Annotated in this window: 17 protein-coding genes and 2 pseudogenes; 13 read left to right on the top strand and 6 right to left on the bottom strand. The window is 57.5% G+C overall.

Annotated features, from left to right (window positions below; all coding sequences use genetic code 11):
• Window positions 1-23 precede the first annotated feature (23 nt).
• Complete coding sequence (locus tag GGQ85_RS12600) at window positions 24-2,429, bottom strand: phosphoketolase family protein (protein WP_079448353.1); 2,406 nt, start codon at window positions 2,427-2,429, stop codon at window positions 24-26.
• Between the two features lie 564 nt (window positions 2,430-2,993).
• Between GGQ85_RS12600 and GGQ85_RS12595 the strand changes: the two genes are divergently transcribed.
• The 3 genes from GGQ85_RS12595 to GGQ85_RS12585 all read left to right on the top strand — a co-directional run bounded on the left by GGQ85_RS12595 (window position 2,994) and on the right by GGQ85_RS12585 (window position 4,604).
• A complete protein-coding gene (locus tag GGQ85_RS12595; protein WP_309774809.1) occupies window positions 2,994-3,197 on the top strand; it encodes a hypothetical protein in 204 nt (67 codons plus the stop codon).
• Window positions 3,198-3,986: 789 nt separating this feature from the next.
• A complete protein-coding gene (locus GGQ85_RS12590; RefSeq protein WP_079448356.1) occupies window positions 3,987-4,298 on the top strand; it encodes a hypothetical protein in 312 nt (103 codons plus the stop codon).
• Between the two features lie 135 nt (window positions 4,299-4,433).
• Window positions 4,434-4,604 carry a hypothetical protein gene (locus GGQ85_RS12585; RefSeq protein WP_158081565.1) on the top strand — a complete coding sequence of 57 codons (171 nt, stop codon included), beginning with the start codon at window positions 4,434-4,436 and terminating at the stop codon, window positions 4,602-4,604.
• A 533-nt stretch (window positions 4,605-5,137) separates the two neighbouring features.
• Here GGQ85_RS12585 and GGQ85_RS12580 read toward each other — a convergent pair.
• The gene (locus GGQ85_RS12580; protein ID WP_309774807.1) at window positions 5,138-5,293 is read right to left on the bottom strand and encodes a hypothetical protein; all 156 of its coding nucleotides are present in this window, start codon (window positions 5,291-5,293) and stop codon (window positions 5,138-5,140) included.
• Between the two features lie 211 nt (window positions 5,294-5,504).
• Between GGQ85_RS12580 and GGQ85_RS12575 the strand changes: the two genes are divergently transcribed.
• The 5 genes and pseudogenes from GGQ85_RS12575 to GGQ85_RS12555 all read left to right on the top strand — a co-directional run.
• On the top strand, window positions 5,505-5,768 hold the full coding sequence (locus GGQ85_RS12575) for a hypothetical protein (RefSeq protein WP_309774806.1): 264 nt from the start codon (window positions 5,505-5,507) through the stop codon (window positions 5,766-5,768).
• Complete coding sequence (locus GGQ85_RS12570; RefSeq protein ID WP_309774805.1) at window positions 5,765-6,040, top strand: hypothetical protein; 276 nt, start codon at window positions 5,765-5,767, stop codon at window positions 6,038-6,040. Before GGQ85_RS12575 ends, GGQ85_RS12570 begins: the two co-directional genes overlap by 4 nt.
• A gap of 333 nt (window positions 6,041-6,373) precedes the next feature.
• Entirely contained in the window at window positions 6,374-6,676 is a 303-nt protein-coding gene (locus tag GGQ85_RS12565; RefSeq protein ID WP_309774803.1) for a hypothetical protein, read from the top strand.
• A 727-nt stretch (window positions 6,677-7,403) separates the two neighbouring features.
• Window positions 7,404-7,754, top strand: coding sequence for a cupin domain-containing protein (locus tag GGQ85_RS12560; RefSeq protein ID WP_309774802.1), 351 nt, complete (start codon window positions 7,404-7,406; stop codon window positions 7,752-7,754).
• Window position 7,755: 1 nt separating this feature from the next.
• Window positions 7,756-8,214 (top strand): annotated as a pseudogene (locus GGQ85_RS12555) (integrase core domain-containing protein); the annotation flags it as partial.
• A gap of 117 nt (window positions 8,215-8,331) precedes the next feature.
• Here GGQ85_RS12555 and GGQ85_RS12550 read toward each other — a convergent pair.
• From GGQ85_RS12550 to GGQ85_RS12535, 4 genes and pseudogenes are all read right to left on the bottom strand, one after another.
• A pseudogene (locus GGQ85_RS12550) lies at window positions 8,332-10,025 on the bottom strand (methyl-accepting chemotaxis protein).
• 522 nt (window positions 10,026-10,547) lie between these two features.
• Window positions 10,548-10,916 carry a GlsB/YeaQ/YmgE family stress response membrane protein gene (locus GGQ85_RS12545; protein ID WP_374708886.1) on the bottom strand — a complete coding sequence of 123 codons (369 nt, stop codon included), beginning with the start codon at window positions 10,914-10,916 and terminating at the stop codon, window positions 10,548-10,550.
• Between the two features lie 615 nt (window positions 10,917-11,531).
• Complete coding sequence (locus GGQ85_RS12540) at window positions 11,532-12,518, bottom strand: DUF5996 family protein (RefSeq protein WP_309774801.1); 987 nt, start codon at window positions 12,516-12,518, stop codon at window positions 11,532-11,534.
• Window positions 12,519-12,619: 101 nt separating this feature from the next.
• Complete coding sequence (locus tag GGQ85_RS12535; protein ID WP_309774800.1) at window positions 12,620-12,823, bottom strand: DUF2171 domain-containing protein; 204 nt, start codon at window positions 12,821-12,823, stop codon at window positions 12,620-12,622.
• 562 nt (window positions 12,824-13,385) lie between these two features.
• Between GGQ85_RS12535 and GGQ85_RS12530 the strand changes: the two genes are divergently transcribed.
• The 5 genes from GGQ85_RS12530 (at window position 13,386) to GGQ85_RS12510 (ending at window position 16,377) form a co-directional block, all read left to right on the top strand.
• Window positions 13,386-13,637 (top strand): hypothetical protein, encoded by a 252-nt coding sequence (locus tag GGQ85_RS12530; protein WP_309774799.1) that lies wholly within the window; start codon window positions 13,386-13,388, stop codon window positions 13,635-13,637.
• Between the two features lie 131 nt (window positions 13,638-13,768).
• A complete protein-coding gene (locus GGQ85_RS12525; protein ID WP_309774797.1) occupies window positions 13,769-14,011 on the top strand; it encodes a hypothetical protein in 243 nt (80 codons plus the stop codon).
• A gap of 42 nt (window positions 14,012-14,053) precedes the next feature.
• Window positions 14,054-14,302 (top strand): hypothetical protein, encoded by a 249-nt coding sequence (locus tag GGQ85_RS12520; protein ID WP_079445839.1) that lies wholly within the window; start codon window positions 14,054-14,056, stop codon window positions 14,300-14,302.
• A 13-nt stretch (window positions 14,303-14,315) separates the two neighbouring features.
• Entirely contained in the window at window positions 14,316-14,702 is a 387-nt protein-coding gene (locus tag GGQ85_RS12515; RefSeq protein ID WP_309774795.1) for a hypothetical protein, read from the top strand.
• Window positions 14,703-15,141: 439 nt separating this feature from the next.
• Entirely contained in the window at window positions 15,142-16,377 is a 1,236-nt protein-coding gene (locus GGQ85_RS12510; protein WP_309774794.1) for a tyrosine-type recombinase/integrase, read from the top strand.
• The last annotated feature ends 39 nt before the right edge of the window (window positions 16,378-16,416 follow it).

Here is a 16,416-nt window from a genome sequence, read left to right as displayed (position 1 = left end):
CATTTTCGGCTCCGCCGGCACCTTTAGACGTTGTCTGCCTCGGTCGAGTGAACGACCGCAGAAGACGCCTCCTGCCCCCATCTCCAGCCAGTGATCTCCGGCATGTCGTCTCCACACCGGGCGATGAAGGTCCTGTGGTCGATGAGCTTGTCGCGGATGGCCTGCTTGGCGTAGGCAGCGCGCGATCCAAGCTTCGGCACGCGATCGATTACGTCGCTGACGAGGTGGAAGCGATCTAGCTCGTTAAGCACGCACATATCGAACGGTGTCGTGGTGGTGCCCTCTTCCTTGTAACCCCGCACATGCACGTTGTTGTGGCTCGTGCGCCGGTAGGTCAGTCTGTGAATCAGCCACGGGTACCCGTGGAACGCAAAGATGATCGGCTTGTCAGTCGTGAAAAGCACGTCGAAATCATGATCAGTCAGACCATGCGGATGCTCGCTCGAAGGCTGCAGCTTCATCAGATTGACGACATTGATGACGCGGACTTTTAGATCGGGCGCGTACCTTCGAAGGAGGTCGACAGCGGCGAGCGTCTCCAGCGTTGGCACGTCACCACAGCAGGCCATTACGACATCGGGCTCGCCACCATGGTCGTTGCTGGCCCATTCCCAAATACCCAATCCAGCTTCGCAATGCTTGACAGCCTCGTCCATCGTCAACCATTGAGGAGCGGGCTGCTTCCCCGCGACGACGACGTTGACGTAGTTTCGGCTGCGCAGACAATGATCAGTGACCGAGAGCAAGCAATTAGCATCAGGGGGGAGATAGACGCGGATGACCTCAGCTTTTTTGTTGATGACGTGGTCGATAAACCCTGGGTCTTGATGGCTGAAGCCGTTGTGGTCCTGGCGCCAGACATGGCTCGACAATAAGTAGTTTAGCGAGCCAATAGGCCGCCGCCATGGAATGTGATTGCAAACCTTCAGCCACTTGGCGTGCTGATTGAACATCGAGTCAATGATGTGGATGAACGCCTCATAGCAGGAGAAAAAGCCGTGCCGGCCGGTCAGAAGATAGCCCTCGAGCCAGCCTTGGCATTGATGCTCGCTGAGCATTTCCATAATCCGCCCATCGGGTGCTAGATGATCATCCCAGGGGAAAGTATTTGCGGCCCAGGCACGATTGGTGACTTCCAGTACATCCTGCCAGCGGTTCGAGTTGTTCTCGTCCGGACTGAAGAGCCGGAAATTACGGGCCTCCATATTTAGCTTCATTACATCGCGAAGGAACCGACCCATGACTCTCGTAGATTCGGCGGTTTCGACGCCGGGTGCGGTCACGTCAACAGCGTAATCGCGAAAATTTGGCAGCCGCAGTTCGCGCAGGATCAACCCGCCATTGGTATGTGGGTTGGCGCTCATGCGACGTGCGCCTCGAGGGGCGAGGTCGGCCAACTCGGGGAGGAGCTGGCCGCTGTCATCGAACAGCTCTGAAGGTCGATAGCTCCTCATCCACTCTTCGAGGAGACGCACATGGGCCGCGTTCCGATGCATCTCACCCATCGGCACCTGGTGAGATCGCCAATAATCCTCTGTGCGCTTGCCATCAATTTCCTTCGGACATGTCCAGCCTTTGGGTGTGCGGAGTACAATCATCGGCCATAGTGGGCGCTCCTCAAATCCATCTTTGAGTGCGGCGGATTTAATGCGCTGAATTTCCCCGACAACCTTATCCATGGTTGCGGCCATCAGCTCGTGCATTTTTTCCGGCTCATCCCCCTCGACGAAATATGGCGTATAGCCGTAACCGCGAAATAGATGATCCAATTCATCATGACTGATGCGCGCGAGAATGCAGGGATTGGCGATCTTGTAGCCGTTCAAGTGAAGTATCGGCAAGACCACTCCATCGGTCGCCGGGTTCAAGAACTTATTGGAATGCCAGCTCGTTGCCAGCGGTCCAGTTTCCGCTTCGCCGTCGCCGACGACACAGGCCACGATTAAATTGGGGTTGTCGAAGGCCGCTCCGTAGGCATGTGAGAGGGCGTAGCCGAGTTCCCCGCCTTCGTGAATCGAGCCAGGGGTCTCCGGTGCAACGTGGCTCGGGATACCGCCCGGGAAGGAGAATTGGGTGAATAGTCGCTTCATTCCCTCTTCATCGGGAGAAATGTTCGGATAGACCTCGCTGTAGGTCCCCTCCAGGTAAGCGTTCGCGACCAGCCCGGGACCACCGTGTCCGGGGCCGGTGATGTAGATCACGTCGAGATCGTGCTTCTTAATCACCCGGTTAAGGTGGACATAGATGAAGTTCAGGCCTGGCGTCGTTCCCCAGTGGCCAAGAAGCCTCGGCTTGATGTGATCCTTTGTGAGCGATTGCTTAAGCAGCGGGTTGTCGTAGAGATAGATCTGGCCGACCGAAAGGTAATTGGCCGCCCGCCAGTACGCATCCATCATCGCCCGCTCTTTGCTAGAAAGCGTGCTTGCCATCCCTATCTCCCAGCGATACCTGCAACGTTAGAGATGTTGTCAGTCCTCACCTAGAAGCTCCGATCCGCATTTCCATCGGCCCGCCCTCCCCCAGCATCACTTCCGTTCCCGGAAGATTGTCGCTGTGAACTCGGATGCGAATTCCGCCAGCCTTCCATACCTTTCACCGTTCGATGGTCATCCCGAGACCGAACAGCCAGTTTGATCTAGATCAAGAGCTGCCGAGCGGACGCTGCAAAAGCGTAACCTGTATACGCTGTAGCATGAGTGCACAGACTGGCCGCCCGATCCCGTGAACAATTGGCGAAAGCAATCGAACCGCGCATCGTGGGGGCGCTTTGATCGGCTATCAGAGAAGGGAGCAATTCCCTTTGGTCACCAGGCTCGCGTAGGTTCCTCCGCGGGGTAATCAAGAGCGCTTCAAAACGATACTTGATGGCAATCGTGACGCTGCAGTCAAGTTGACTCACAGATTCGGTGATCCATCATGGCTCGGCGAATACTTGGCGAGTGAAAGCAAACCAATTTTGAACTGACAGTCTTTTTCAACGAGAAGGTTTTTTTATGAGTAATTTGAAACTTCAAGGTCCGAACTTCAACTTTGAAACCTTTAGTGAGGGATTACGCATTACGCGAATTGCGGACAGTGAGCAACGCGCTTCGAACAGCGCTGAAGCGGTCGCTATCTTTGCAAAGATGGTCACGACGGAAATGCCGGATGCGTATCGAGAAAGGCTGTTTGGATTGATGTTCGACGCTCTGGCGTAACCGCGCCGATCCAGACAGTGCCTTTTGAGGAAAGGGGGATTTTATGGTGGACGATTTGAAACTCGAAACACCTGATTTCATTTTTGAAGCTTCGAGTACGGGCATTCTCATGACGCGCGTCGCCGATGGCCGATGGGTAGCGGGCACAAGTGCAGTCGCGGCGGCGTTTTCGAAAATGTTGAAGGCCGCTGACCCAGCGCGGCGGCCGATGCTTTTGGATTTGATGTTTCGGGCGCTTGATCCGGACACCTAGACGCGACCCGGTTCAACCTATTCTCAGATTCGGGAAACCTATTCTCGGAAAAAGGCTACCTAAAAATCATTTAGGTTTTTGTTGGCTATATGCCTCGCTTATTGGCGCGCTTTCGAGCCCGGTGTTTCAGCCGCTGAGGCCGCGTGACGCGGCCGAAGCCGTCATCGTTTAGGCGGCGGAGAATGCGACGCAGGACGGCAACCGCGCTAGCGCAATGGCTGGTGCGGTCGCATCGGCAACGTGGTTGTAGCCATGATCGCTCCTAGACGGCGGTTGCGGTTAGAGCCGGACGCGAGGTCGCCACTTTGCTCCGGCCTGTTTTCGTGATATCATGGTTGCATGAATAATTCAATTCGTGATAACATGAAAACACCAAAAAAGAGGGCGCCTGCAACTGGCGATCTAATCGGCGTTCGCGTCCAGCCCGGTATGGCCAAGGCCCTCGACGACTGGCGTCGGAAACAAGACGACCTACCTGGCCGTCCGGAAGCGGTTCGGAGGCTGGTAGAGATTGGGCTGAAAGCGAGGAGGGATAGATGAGCGAACCTACGGATTCTGAGCTAACCACGATCTTCCTCGTTCTGAACGAGGGCAGCCCGGATGAGCATGGTGTGCGCGTAGGCACCGTAAACTTGTCGTCGGAAGACGAGCGTATGCAGGAATTGATCGGGACCCCAAAAGTGTATGGCCTGGTCCAGGAGGCGCTAACGGCAGCGGGCGAAACAGTGGGCGCTGAGAGTTGCTTTGCATTCATCCCGGCTACCGACGAGGAGCGTAAGGCTTGGGAACAGGAGCGCCTGGGCGCTCGCGAGGGTGTGTACTTTCTGCCCTACGAAGCGAGGAAGTGAAGGCAAGGTGCCGCCTACAGACCTAAGCCGGACGAATGCAAGGCAGGCCCGCCGCCGTCAAGGGGGATGCTTTTCATCTCGCAAACGGCGGGCATTTTTTCGTCCTTCAAATAGAGAACCTCGCCGGAGCGGCTCATGTTGACCAAGTCAGAACAGTACAGAGAAAATGCCCGCAACTGCGGTGAACTCGCCGACGATGCGAAGGACCTGCCTTCGAAGAACCGCTATAGACGCATGCAGGATGCCTGGCTCGCACTTGCCGAGGAGCAAGACTGGCTAGATGGACAGTTGCCAACTCACAAATAGAAAATCTCGCCCGAGCAATGCATTAAGCGTATGGCGGCACTTCGACGAGTGTCCCAATCAAACGGAGCAATGCCTGCTGTTCTGGGCCTTTCCCACTCCGTAGGAATTCTCCCAGTTCAATATGCGACAACCGTCCGCCGGATGGGGAATTAGGCTGGTGAATGATAAAGGCATGCCCGTCTGTCGGCTCGCGACCTAAGTACCAGGAATCGCCATTTGGGCTTCGATATAGTTCGCGGCGTTCTGTCATGACTTGCCTCCTCCTGTCTTGAGGTCAGTCTATCACAGGGGGCGCGGAGAAAGCCTTTCGGAATGGACTCTACAAGACCAAGCGACGGCCCCGGCAGCCTGCAAATGCCGGGACCGCCACAGGCGGGGTGTCATGGGCAAACACCCCAATAGCCAAACTCCCAACTGGCATAAGGTTGCTCTTCCAAACGAGGATTATTTACATCGTCCCTAAGAATATTGGTGTAGCCTTCCGCGACGGGGCGTCTGCCCACCAAACTCGGCCATAAAACCTTCTTTTCTTTCTAAGTTTGGTTGTCATCGTTGGAGCGTCGGAAAGTACCGCCGTCTTCGACGAGGGTCGTAGCCTTGTTTTTTGTCGTATCCAAGGCTTTCAATGCCGCGCGGTCAGCCGCAAGAGCGGCGGACTCTGTGGTGTTGATTTTCCAGAAACCACTCATTGATTTGAAAAACTCCGTTATTGAAAATTGCCGCGCGCGAGTTCATCCGAGGGCGCGGTGGTGATGGTAATGTGAATGGTCAATCACTTCGTCGTGTGACGATGTGACTCAACCTGTCCGAAGTTTAATTCGCTCGACTCATCATCGTCAGAGTTCCGCAGTACAGCCGTCACCGATGCATGGTACAGCGCTGCCAGAACGGAGATTCAAGATGTTTGATGCAGAGCTAGTTACGATAATGCGAGGCGCGCTTGCGCAAGCCACACTGGACGTTCGCCCTGATCCATCAACCAAAGCGTTGATGGCCGAGCGGATTCTACAGTCAGCCGCGAATGGCACCCGCTCGCAAGAAACATTTCGGATTATTGCGAACGAAGCCGCGGCAGACAGCGAGCGATTACGACTCCTTAACCCGCCTCACCCGAGCGAGGTTGCTGTTGACGACTTCGATGCAAACAATTTTAAGCATCGGTGAAAATTGGTCTCAGTAACTTTGAGTCACTTTCAGGCATCGGCTGGAGCCTGTTGGAAATGCCTACGCTGCTCGAAGATCACAAGTTGCCATTAGTTCAGTTGAAGGAACGGCGGCGTGACCTGATTGTCGGTCTCATGGGACACCAAGGACCGTTGTCAAAACAGCAGATTGCAGAAATCGCTGCCATCCAAACTGTCATCTCGGCTATCGAGGCGGTTCTCGACGACCTGGACGCTGAGGCGGAGGTCGCGTTACGAGACCGCGCGGCATAGCAGCAGCGTTGGTCTTACCCAGCAGCCTCATAGGCGGCGGCCGTGGCTGTAGGCTTGTTGTCGTTGGCGGGGACGACCGTGCAGGACCTCGCCACTCGTCCAACGCTTCGGTGGAATACACAATCGCGCGCTCGAACCGCATAAACCGCGGCCCGCCGCCGTAAATGCGCGCTTTATCCAAAAAAATTCTTCGACACGCCGAGATGCTCGGCCGCCTCCACTACCCTTACGTTTGCCATCAGCACCTCCCGTTTGCCGGTGTTGCTCCCTTAATTAGGGGTCTACGCGCAGTTCAGGGGCGGGTTGCTTTGCTGGGAATAAATTGGCCGGAGGATGCTCAGCCCGCGAGCGGGCAGACACGGCCGCTACCGCACCAATGTGTGGAGCTACGCCGGCGTGAACAGTTTCGGTAACGATCGTTCCGACCTTGCCCTTCATCCGACGGTCAAACCGGTCGCGCTGGTGGCGGATGCCATGATTGCGACCGAGCAGACGGGCCGCCGCGGTTACGGGATCGAAATCGACCCGCTCTATCGTGACGTCATTATCCGTAGCCTGCGCATAGCAGGCCGCCTTGAAGCCATCCTCGAAAGTGCAGGGAAGTCCTTTCAGCAGATCCAGGTCAAAACGCTCTGAAGGGACATGGATGGATTTTAAAGAAATTGTTCTGCACCAGGCGAGATACAGTTCACCGCACGACGGCAGATATCATACCGCGCGACCATGGACGTACTGGCGCGCGGTATGTGTGCTCTACTACGTTGTGCTCAGCGAAATATCCAAGGCGCACGCCTTCGCTGCCGTTGCACCGGGAGTACGGTTTAGCTTTTGAGCGATCTTGGCTACGTCAGCCCTCTGCTTCGCGAGCGCCTTGAGAGTGCGAACGTCGTCGTTCGTCCAGTAAAAGATATATCCTTGATATTTCTTTTTAGAGGTGTAGATTTTGACTCGTGACGAGGGTCCTAGTCCCTTCCTTCGCCGCAAACTCCGCGATCCGGTACAAGTACCGGTAGGTACCGGATCGCTCCACTCTTTTTCTGTATCCAAAACCACGAAGGTAGAACGGTCCTTGATTTTGGTTTTGTGCACTCACCAAACCAACGAGGGGCCGGGAAAGGTTTCCAATGACGACCGTAAAGCCAGTTCAAGAAGCAGCCCAATCGCAAAAGGACGCCGAAGACTTCGCCAACAGGCAGGCTGATCCACGTTCCAGTGAGAGCCTAGTGCCAATGCTTGTCGCCGGGGTTGCTCTAACTTTTGGAGGGATGATTGCCGCCTTGGCCTTTACTTCGGTGACTTAAAATATGGGTCAATATCGAGGTCGGTCACCTGTGACCTGCTCATGCGGAGGGAGACGAGTGCAATGGCCATGCACCACGCCAGCCCCGAAGAAGTTTTTGATCTCGCACCATTGGGGCCGAAGCTGAAGGACGCGCGGACAACCGCCGTCGTAAAATCGGAAGCGTTCGAGGTCGTGCGCCTCATCGTTCACGCTGGCACGGATATCAAGGCGCACCAAGTTGATGGTCCCATCACGCTGCATTGCCTGGAAGGTCGGGCTCTGCTCGGCTTACCTGAAACGTCACTTGAACTTTCGGCAGGTCAATGGGTGTATCTCGAAGGGGGCGTCCCGCACTCGCTCAGGGGAATCGAGGATACGTCGTTACTGCTCACGATTCTTTTCTTCTCCGGAAAGTTCCAACCCTCTCAGTGATCGCAAGCTCCGCCTGATGACCCTGATCGATGAGCTCACCCGGGAATGCCTGGCCATCCGTGTGGCGCGTCGTATCAACAGCTTCGGCGTCATCGAGACGATGGCCGACGTGATGCTCACCAGGGGTGTCCCCGAACACATCTGCTCCGACAACGGCGCGGAGATGACGGCCAAGGTGGTTCGCAACTGGCTTGGAAAACTCGGCGCCAGGACGCTCTACATCGAGCCGGGCAGCCCGTGGGAGAACGGTTATTGCGAGTCCTTCAACGGCAAATTGCGCGACGAATGCCTCAACCAGGAAATCTTTTACAGTCTGAAAGAAGCTCAGGTCGTGATCGAGCAATGGCGCAATCACTTCAACACGATACGTCCGCACTCATCGCTCGGCTATCGACCACCGGCGCCGCAGACATCCACAGCCCAACTGCTTCAACTGGATCAGTGTGCTGCCGTGCAGTAGTCTCTATCCCGCTGGTGCAAAATATCCGTCAGGTCACAATAGAACTGAGAGTCTGACGAGGGCACGCCGTATCGCGCACTGCTGGGTTTGAGGGGGAGATGGATCCGGGCGCGCCATCTATGCCACCCGGACGGAGTCCAGGAACTTGTTCACCTCCACCTTGAGCCGGGCGCTGTCGCGCGACAGCGTTTGCGCCGCAGACAGCACCTGGGACGAGGCGGTTCCGGTTTCCGCCGCGCCGCGCTGGAGGTTGCCGACATTCGAGGAGACTTCCTGCGCCCCCTGCGCAGCATGCTGCACGTTGCGAGCGACTTCGTGGGTGGTCGCGCCCTGTTCCTCAACAGCAGACGCGATCGCGGAGGAGATTCCCGAAAGCTTTTCGATGGAGTTACGAATATCGTTGATTGCCGCGACGGATTCCTGCGTGGCGGATTGGATGCCGCTGATCTGCTGACCGATCTCGCCGGTGGCCTTGCCGGTTTGCTCGGCGAGCGCCTTCACTTCCGAGGCAACGACCGAAAACCCGCGACCGGCTTCCCCGGCGCGCGCCGCCTCAATGGTGGCGTTCAGGGCAAGAAGGTTGGTCTGACCAGAGATATTGTTGATGATCTCGACGATGTCGCCGATGCGCGCCGCCGCGCTCGACAGCGCACTAACGCGCTCAGTCGCCGAATGCACCTGTTCGACGGCATCGCCCGCCATGCGCGCCGATTCCTGCACCCGCTGGCTAATTTCGCGAACCGAGGCGGTCATCTCCTCCGTGGCCGAGGCCACCGAATTGACGTTCGAGGAGGCTTCGTTCGAACCGTTGACGACGCGTGCCGCAAAATCCTTTGCATGGTCGGCGTTCGACGCGAGCGTGGTTGCGGAAGCTTCCAGTGCGGTCGCTGACGTCGCGACAGCCTGAACGATTTCGCCGATCGCCGCTTCGAAAGAATTGGCGATCTTTGTCATGTCCGTCTTGCGCTGAACCTCGGCCTGGCGTTGCATGGAGTTGACTTCTTCCCGGCTGAATCGAATCAGCGTCTGCACGTTCTGAAGGTTGCGAAGCGCCACGCCGATTTCGTCGTCGCGCTTGATTTCGATCCGATTGTCGAATTTGTCGTGAACGAGGTTCAGCATGGTCTCGTTCAGATGATGTATCGGCCCCTCAAACGCGCGAAGCGTCTGACTCCCGACGATCCATCCGACGGCGACCCGACAATGGCAAGAAGGCCGAGGACGAGCCCCCACGTCCCGCCAACCACGACTGTCCCCAGCACACCACAGGTGAGCAGAAAAGCAGCTTGCAGCGTGATCAGCGTCGTTATTCGCGCCCGCATGGTGCGGGTGAAAAATCCGAAACGGTCGAAGAACGATCGCTTCCGGATGATGCCGGCATCAATCCGGTACGGATGCGGCCGTTTTTCGCGGATGGCTGCATAAACTTCGTCTGCCAAGGCGCGCTGGTCGGCGGCAAGCTTGGTGCGGATCGAAGTATAGCCGGTGACTTGCCCGTTTGTGCGAATCGGCGAGGCGGTCGCCAGCACCCAGTAGAAGCCGCCGTTCTTGCGGCGATTCTTGATCGCGCCGACCCAGGGCTTCTCGGCCTTCAGCGTGTCCCAGAGATTTTCGAACGCCTCCGGCGGCATGTCCGGGTGGCGCACGATGTTGTGCGCCTTGCCTATCAATTCCTCGGGCGTAAATTCCGCTGCGTCGATGAAGTCCTCATTGACGTAGGTGAGACGACCTTTGAGGTCGGTCCTGGAAACGATCAGCGTTTCGTCGGAAACGGGATATTCGGCGTCGGTAACCGGAAAATTCTTGCGCACGGGGAAACTCGTTGATCTGTTGCGGTTGAAGCAAGCATCACGCCCGATGCGATACTATGACGCGCTTCGCTACGGGCCTCTCAGCCACGGCCCCCTGTGGGAGGGGGCCACTGCCGATGATAGAGTGAAAAGAATCATACACGGTATTTGTTTAAAATCGATTTAGGACACCGAGCTTGCTGACAGCCGTCGTCGAGCAGTTTTTTTCGCCGGCTGTGCTGGACGATCCAGGAGGAAATAGTGTCTCCGGATATTTTCAGATAATGGTCAGAGGGCCGGGAGACGTTCGGCTGGGGGTGTGCCTACCGCAAATTAAATCTGAAGATATTGATGGTGCAGTCCGCCAAGGGTTGGACGACAAAGAATGTGCCCGTCGAGATCGACGGCGCGCGAGATCGGTGAATCTTTCTCCAGGTTTGCGATAGGGACTAGTTGTGCTCTAGCCGCTGGTCACGGCGCCGGGCGGCGTCGAGCAATCCCGACTTTCTTCCCCACCGTGAACCTGATGTGAGATGATTGAACTCAGGCGACAAGCCGAGCAGCCAGTATCACCAGCACCGCACCGATAGTTGCCGTGACAATCCGGCTGGTGAGCGGGTTCCGGATGCCAAGTTCGATGCCTAGACGGTCTAACAGAAACGCGCCTACAAAGGAGCCGACAACTCCAGTGAGCGCGTATCGCAGCAGCCCACTACCGCCGACGATCCAGCTTGCCAGCCAGCCTGCGACGAGGCCGATGCCGAGTTGAGCGGCAAGGGCTTGCTTATCTAGGGCGGCAAGTGCCTCGCGGTTGACGGTGATCCGAACAAGCGGACGGTGACACGGCGGCTCAGGTGAGCCTCCCCCATTTGGACGCCGCTTGGTGCGACCGCCGCTCGAAGTAGTAGTCATGGCGGAGTTACGGTGCCTGCTTTGATGTTGTAAAGGCTCGCCTGAAACTTGGAAATGACGAAAGCAGCTGACTGCGGCGGTATTTGGTCGGGGAAAGCGAGCAGGTGCCAGGCATCGTGTAGAGGGGCGGCATCTGATATTCTCCTTCAGCGCTTGTGTTCTGGATGCGCGGGCTACGCCAGTCGGTCGTATGCCAGAGCCAAAAATCTAAACGAGGCCATTGCTGCGCGGTTACGCTAGCCCGTTTGAAAACCCAGCGACATCTTGCCTCTTAAGTTAACCACCGCATCCACGTGAATGGAAGGCGATACAGGACCGCTCCCGCCGGATGTTCGACATTGGTATTGTTGAGATTCCTGCAGAAAGGACTGGCATTCTCGGGCGAAGCGAGCATTGCTGTGGCGTGAGATGACCCTTGGATCGGCCTCGCAGCGCAACATCGCTGACGGGGCCTCGGATGGCGACACTGATGTCGTATCATTTGACGGACTCGACGACAGATAGAGTCTCCGCGTTCCCAGGAAGCGAGGCCCTCTCTCTATGTCAGATCCGGCTAAAAGTCGGCTCGGCCGTGAGGTCCTCCAAGGACAAAAATGAAAAGTCAGCAAGCGCAAACTAAATCTGATTTTTGGAGATCGGCGATGGATTGTGATGCGCTTCGGCATGACCAGTGGGAATCCGCGGGATGCCCAAGTCGCATTCGAGCGCCTGCCGGTCCCACCCGGCTAGGTCCGCCGCCGCTTCGTACGTCGATTGCAGGAAGCTCGTGAGGTCTTCCTGAGGATCGGCGCTGGTCCGCACCGACTCATAAGGCAGCAGGAACTCTCCAAGCTTCTGGTCGAAGCGGGCGGCCGCCGGCTTGACGGAGCGGCCGGCGAAGCCGTCGGGCACCGGATAGGCGTAGGAGTAGAACATCGCCTCATTCACTCCGCCGCCGCCGGGCCAGAAACCGGCCGAAGATACTTCGTGGCTATAGGCTTCCTGGGTAATCGAATCGGGAAGCGCGGGAATCCCGCCGGGATGGAGCGGCGCTTTGCGGCCCGAGAACCGCGTCACAGCCAGATCGAACGAACCCCAGAACAAATGCACCGGCGAGACCTTGCCAAGGTACCCAGTGCGGAAGCGTGCGAATACGCGATCGATCTGCACCAGCGCCCGATGAAACCGCTCGACCGCCTTACGGTCGTAGGGCCGAGACGCGGTGTCCTGCGCGAACGGCTTCGCATCGGGGATCTCGTTCGGCACACCATGAATGTCCATCCGGCCGCCAAGCCGTTCGACCAGCGTGGTCGTCCGGCTCAGGAAGTCGGCTACGCTCATCGCCTCCAGCGGAAAGCTCTCACGCATGTCGGCCGTTTCGGCGATCAGCGCATGGTCGTGGAAGTCAAAGGTCAAGGTGATGGCTGACTTGCCGTCGGGCACCATTCCCGTCGTCAGACCGCGCGGTGTCACATAAAGTGTGGCGTGCCAAGAGTGATTGACCCAGGGTGTGTGTGCGAGCCGGTACTTGCCGACGATCTGCGTCCACAAATGGAGCGCGGAGCATGTTTCGGCCCAATCGCCATAGGGCAAGGCCGGCCAGCCGGTTTCTTCCTCGCTCATCCGATCGGCTCCATGGCTTGCCGCGCGAGTACCTGTCACACCCTCGTCCGCTTCCATATACGCGCGGCTCGCCGCGCAAGTGGTCGCCCGGTCCCGCTCCGTTAGCGCCTCTTGACCTCTTTCGCTTCCACAGAAAGCTTTACCGTGCTGCCCGCGATCTCTGCGACCAGCTGCTTGTCGACGTAATGGTGCTGGTTGTCAGAACCCTGCTCCAGCTTGATGCGGTCACCCTCGACCTCGTCAACGATTCCGACTTCCGCGCCATGCTTGTCGACAACCTTCATACGCTCTCTGATTTCAGACATCGGCATTATTCTCCTTTGGACGAAAATAACTCCGATGCGCGTTGAATGGTTGCATCGACCGACGGAGCCGCTTGGAAGGAGAGCTGAGACGTGCTCGCGACCTCGTGCGACCCTCCGGGGCTCTTTTCTTTGCAGGTTGCATGGGACGTGGAGGTGTTCCATGGCCCACACGTGAAGCTTGAGGGCTTCATCGACAGCTTCTTCATCATCCAGCCCGCCTACAGCGGAGCGGAGTTCGGCCGGCTCACGACAAGCTGGCGCCCGCGGCGGGACCCAAGCGGGAGCTGGAACAAACACCGGAAGAGCTGGTACGGGAGAAAGATAAGGGGTCGGACAAGTGTCGCATCATCCCGTTCCGAAAGAACCGATGATGAGGCGTTAAGCGCCGGACTTGGCGCTCAGAGCTGAGTGGAGAAGAAGCCGCCATCGCCCGTGAAGGACTTGGCGGCTTCGTTTTTGCGAAACCAGCTCAACTCACTCAGATTGCGCTGCGGTAGTCCCGGCGGGCCGGTAATGCGTGCCCGTTCCGTTGTAAAAGGAGGAAAAGAGGACCAGCAGCACGATGACCGCGCCTCCGATAACCCAGCCTTGTCTTACGCTACTCATATGTTCGACCTCCGAGGGAATGCAGTCCGATACCATGGGCGCACGGCCAGGAATAGCAACCCGACAAGGCGCCCGTTCACGCGCGCGTGATAGCATTGTGAAGAGCCTGAGGGTTCGCTGCCCGTCCATTCTGACCGAAGCCGAGACCGGCATGAAGACCATGGAGGTCTGCGAGACGGACGAGCCGGCGCGGGACCACGACGATTGATTCAGTTCACTCTTATTTAATATTTAAGCCCCGCCGGAGACAGCCGCCGGGACTTTTCGCGCGTTCATTCCGCGGAGGAATGATAGGCGCGGCGCCCGGTTCTTGCCTGTCCAGACGGAGGAACGATTTCCATGAAGAGGTTCGCATTGAGCGCGCTCATTGCCCTTGCCGCTACATCGGCGTTCGCGCAAGCGGTGACGGTCGACGAATACTACGTCGTCCTTGATCCCGATTCGAAGAAGTGCACCATAGTGGAGCAGAAGCCGGCTGTTGCGACCAGCATCGTGGACCATGGCGTATTCAAGACGCGGACCGACGCGAAGGCCGGCGTTAAGACCATGGAGGCCTGCAAGTCGGACGTGGACGACGATTGATCCAGACAAAGCTTACTTCCCCTTCTGGCAAAGGAGCATTCTGTGAAGATATTTTCCTTAAGCGCGCTCATCGCACTCGCGGCCGCGCCGGCCCTGGCCCAGACTTCGGTTGACGGGGAATACTACGTGGTCCGAGATCCCGCGACCAGGAAATGCAGGGTCGTCGACGAGAGGCCGGCCGTCGCGGCGGACATGGTCGGCCGCGGATCCCTCAAGACTTGGGCCGAAGCCGAGAAGGGCATGAGGGACTCAAAGGTCTGCGCGGCAGCAGAACACGACAACGACGATTGATTCCGCGCGCCCGTTGCCGCCACCTGCTCTTCACCGTATTTCAGACCCTCTTCGCCGCGCCTACGACGACAGGCTCAGCGTCGAGTTCGAGGGCAAAGAGGAGGGCGATACCGACACGGCCGAGAACCTGACCGACCTCGCCGAGCACGACTACTGCGTCATGCAGAAGGACGAGGCGGACTACGAGTGGATATGGGACGCCTGCTTCTTCAGCCGCGGCCTCCAGCTCCTCAACGACAATAGGTTCGTGCACGGCACCGCCTTCGATGACGACGCGGTGCACCTCGAGAAGCACAAGGACGCCGCTCCGACGCCCGCCACGATTCTGGCATTTCCCCAAGGCACATTTCAAGAAGACGGGCAGACCACCACCGTCCAAACTCTAAATAAGGTAGCATAACGCCGGCTATGTCCCGTTGAACCGACTGGTTGCAGAGCGTTGAACTGGCTGCCTCACCCAGTCAACGAACCGGTCTCCGCCGCTCGGCCAGGAACGAGAATTTTCGATGCAGAGACAGAGCGCTCTTTGGCAAGATTTTTGAGGCCAGAGACGCGCGCAGAGACTCAACGCATCGCCAAAACCCCGCAATATGCGCGACAAATTGACGGATGTGCCACCGAGTTCGATCCCTACGAACTGGATGGTGGGCGATGTAGGGCTCGAACCTACGACCCGCTGATTAAGAGTCAGAAACAGCCTGTTTTATAGCCATTCCTGACGTTGGATGGCATTACTGTAATTACCGTAAATCCAATGCTATCTAACCCATGCCCTCTTGATTTATTTCGCTCGGTATCAAGAATGCTGGCTATATAGTGGCTATAAATCTCGGTAGGTCATGACTAAGCTAAAAATCACAGGGCCGGCGGTCGATACCTTGATGAGGTCGGCGGTGCCGAACAAAACGACCTATTACTTCGACGACGATCTTGCCGGTTTTGGCCTCTATCGGACGACCACCGGCACTGGCACCTATTTTGCCGAGTTTCGTCCCGTTGCAGGCGGCTCTAAGAAGCGGTTGAAGCTAGGCCGGGTTGGCACGCTCAAGCCAAGCGCCGCCCGTGAAGCTGCACGTAAGGCTATCGCCAATGCAGCCCTTGGCCGAGATCTTGCGAGCGAGCGCTCAGACGAGAGAGCCAGCATAACCGTTGCAGAGCTGCTTGAACTCTACATCAGGCGAACTCGCGAGAAGCGCAAGGAGCGTACGGCGAATGGGTACGCCTCGCTCGCACAAACCAACATCGTTCCTCAAATTGGAAATATGAAGGCCGTCACTGTTACGCGCATAGACGTTCAACGGATGCATTCGAAGGTCGGTGGAGCGAAGTATGCCGCCAATCGCTCGGTGGTGTTGTTAAAAGCGGCATATAGCTGGGCGGCAAAACAAGGCTATCTGGCCGCGGTCGAAAATCCTGCGTCGGGGATCGATATGAATCGCGAGAAATCGCGAGAGCATTTTCTTAACGCGGATGAAATGCGCGCGATTGGTGAGGCCATGCACGAAGCCGAAACGGTCGGTCTGCCGGTTAATGCTGGCGACGCAAAGCACTCGCCAAAAGGCCAGATGATCGTAATGTCACCTCACGTCACCGCCGCAATAAGATTGCTGATGCTGACTGGATGCAGGCTGCGGGAGATTTTGGATCTTCGATGGAAAGAGGTCGATCTCAATCAAGGCGTGTTGCGCCTGGCAGACTCGAAGACGGGAAAGAAGGTAGTGTTCCTGCCAAGCGCAGCGATCGACATCCTGACGAACATTCCGCGCATCGGTGCATTTGTGATCGCAGGAGATTCAGCCGGCACTAAGAAGGAGAAACCACGCGCTGACCTGAAGAGACCTTGGCAAGCCATTCTCAAACGCGCTGGCGTGAAGGAGGCTCGTTTGCACGATCTGCGACGCTCATTCGCAGCAGTAGGCGCTGGGCAAGGGCATGGTCTCCCAGCCATCGGCGCCCTCCTCGGCCATGCTAACGCAAGCACCACCAAGCGCTACGCCCATATCGCCGATGAAGCATCGCGGCGAGCTGTCGACGCCATCGGTGGCGAGATCGCAAAGGCGATTGGTGGGAAGTGAACCGCCGTAGAAAGATCCGCGGCCCGCCGCAAACATGCT

It is taken from the genome of Nitrobacter vulgaris (assembly GCF_031453995.1).
GTDB lineage: Bacteria > Pseudomonadota > Alphaproteobacteria > Rhizobiales > Xanthobacteraceae > Nitrobacter > Nitrobacter vulgaris.
This window is presented reverse-complemented; position numbering and strand designations above follow the sequence as displayed.

Coding starts and splice junctions, on each gene's coding strand:
- GGQ85_RS12600 (WP_079448353.1), bottom strand. CDS start 2,429: ATGGCAAGCACGCTTTCTAGCAAAGAGCGGGCGATGATGGATGCGTAC.
- GGQ85_RS12595 (WP_309774809.1), top strand. CDS start 2,994: ATGAGTAATTTGAAACTTCAAGGTCCGAACTTCAACTTTGAAACCTTT.
- GGQ85_RS12590 (WP_079448356.1), top strand. CDS start 3,987: ATGAGCGAACCTACGGATTCTGAGCTAACCACGATCTTCCTCGTTCTG.
- GGQ85_RS12585 (WP_158081565.1), top strand. CDS start 4,434: ATGTTGACCAAGTCAGAACAGTACAGAGAAAATGCCCGCAACTGCGGT.
- GGQ85_RS12580 (WP_309774807.1), bottom strand. CDS start 5,293: ATGAGTGGTTTCTGGAAAATCAACACCACAGAGTCCGCCGCTCTTGCG.
- GGQ85_RS12575 (WP_309774806.1), top strand. CDS start 5,505: ATGTTTGATGCAGAGCTAGTTACGATAATGCGAGGCGCGCTTGCGCAA.
- GGQ85_RS12565 (WP_309774803.1), top strand. CDS start 6,374: ATGCTCAGCCCGCGAGCGGGCAGACACGGCCGCTACCGCACCAATGTG.
- GGQ85_RS12560 (WP_309774802.1), top strand. CDS start 7,404: ATGGCCATGCACCACGCCAGCCCCGAAGAAGTTTTTGATCTCGCACCA.
- GGQ85_RS12545 (WP_374708886.1), bottom strand. CDS start 10,916: ATGACTACTACTTCGAGCGGCGGTCGCACCAAGCGGCGTCCAAATGGG.
- GGQ85_RS12540 (WP_309774801.1), bottom strand. CDS start 12,518: ATGAGCGAGGAAGAAACCGGCTGGCCGGCCTTGCCCTATGGCGATTGG.
- GGQ85_RS12535 (WP_309774800.1), bottom strand. CDS start 12,823: ATGTCTGAAATCAGAGAGCGTATGAAGGTTGTCGACAAGCATGGCGCG.
- GGQ85_RS12530 (WP_309774799.1), top strand. CDS start 13,386: ATGACCGCGCCTCCGATAACCCAGCCTTGTCTTACGCTACTCATATGT.
- GGQ85_RS12525 (WP_309774797.1), top strand. CDS start 13,769: ATGAAGAGGTTCGCATTGAGCGCGCTCATTGCCCTTGCCGCTACATCG.
- GGQ85_RS12510 (WP_309774794.1), top strand. CDS start 15,142: ATGACTAAGCTAAAAATCACAGGGCCGGCGGTCGATACCTTGATGAGG.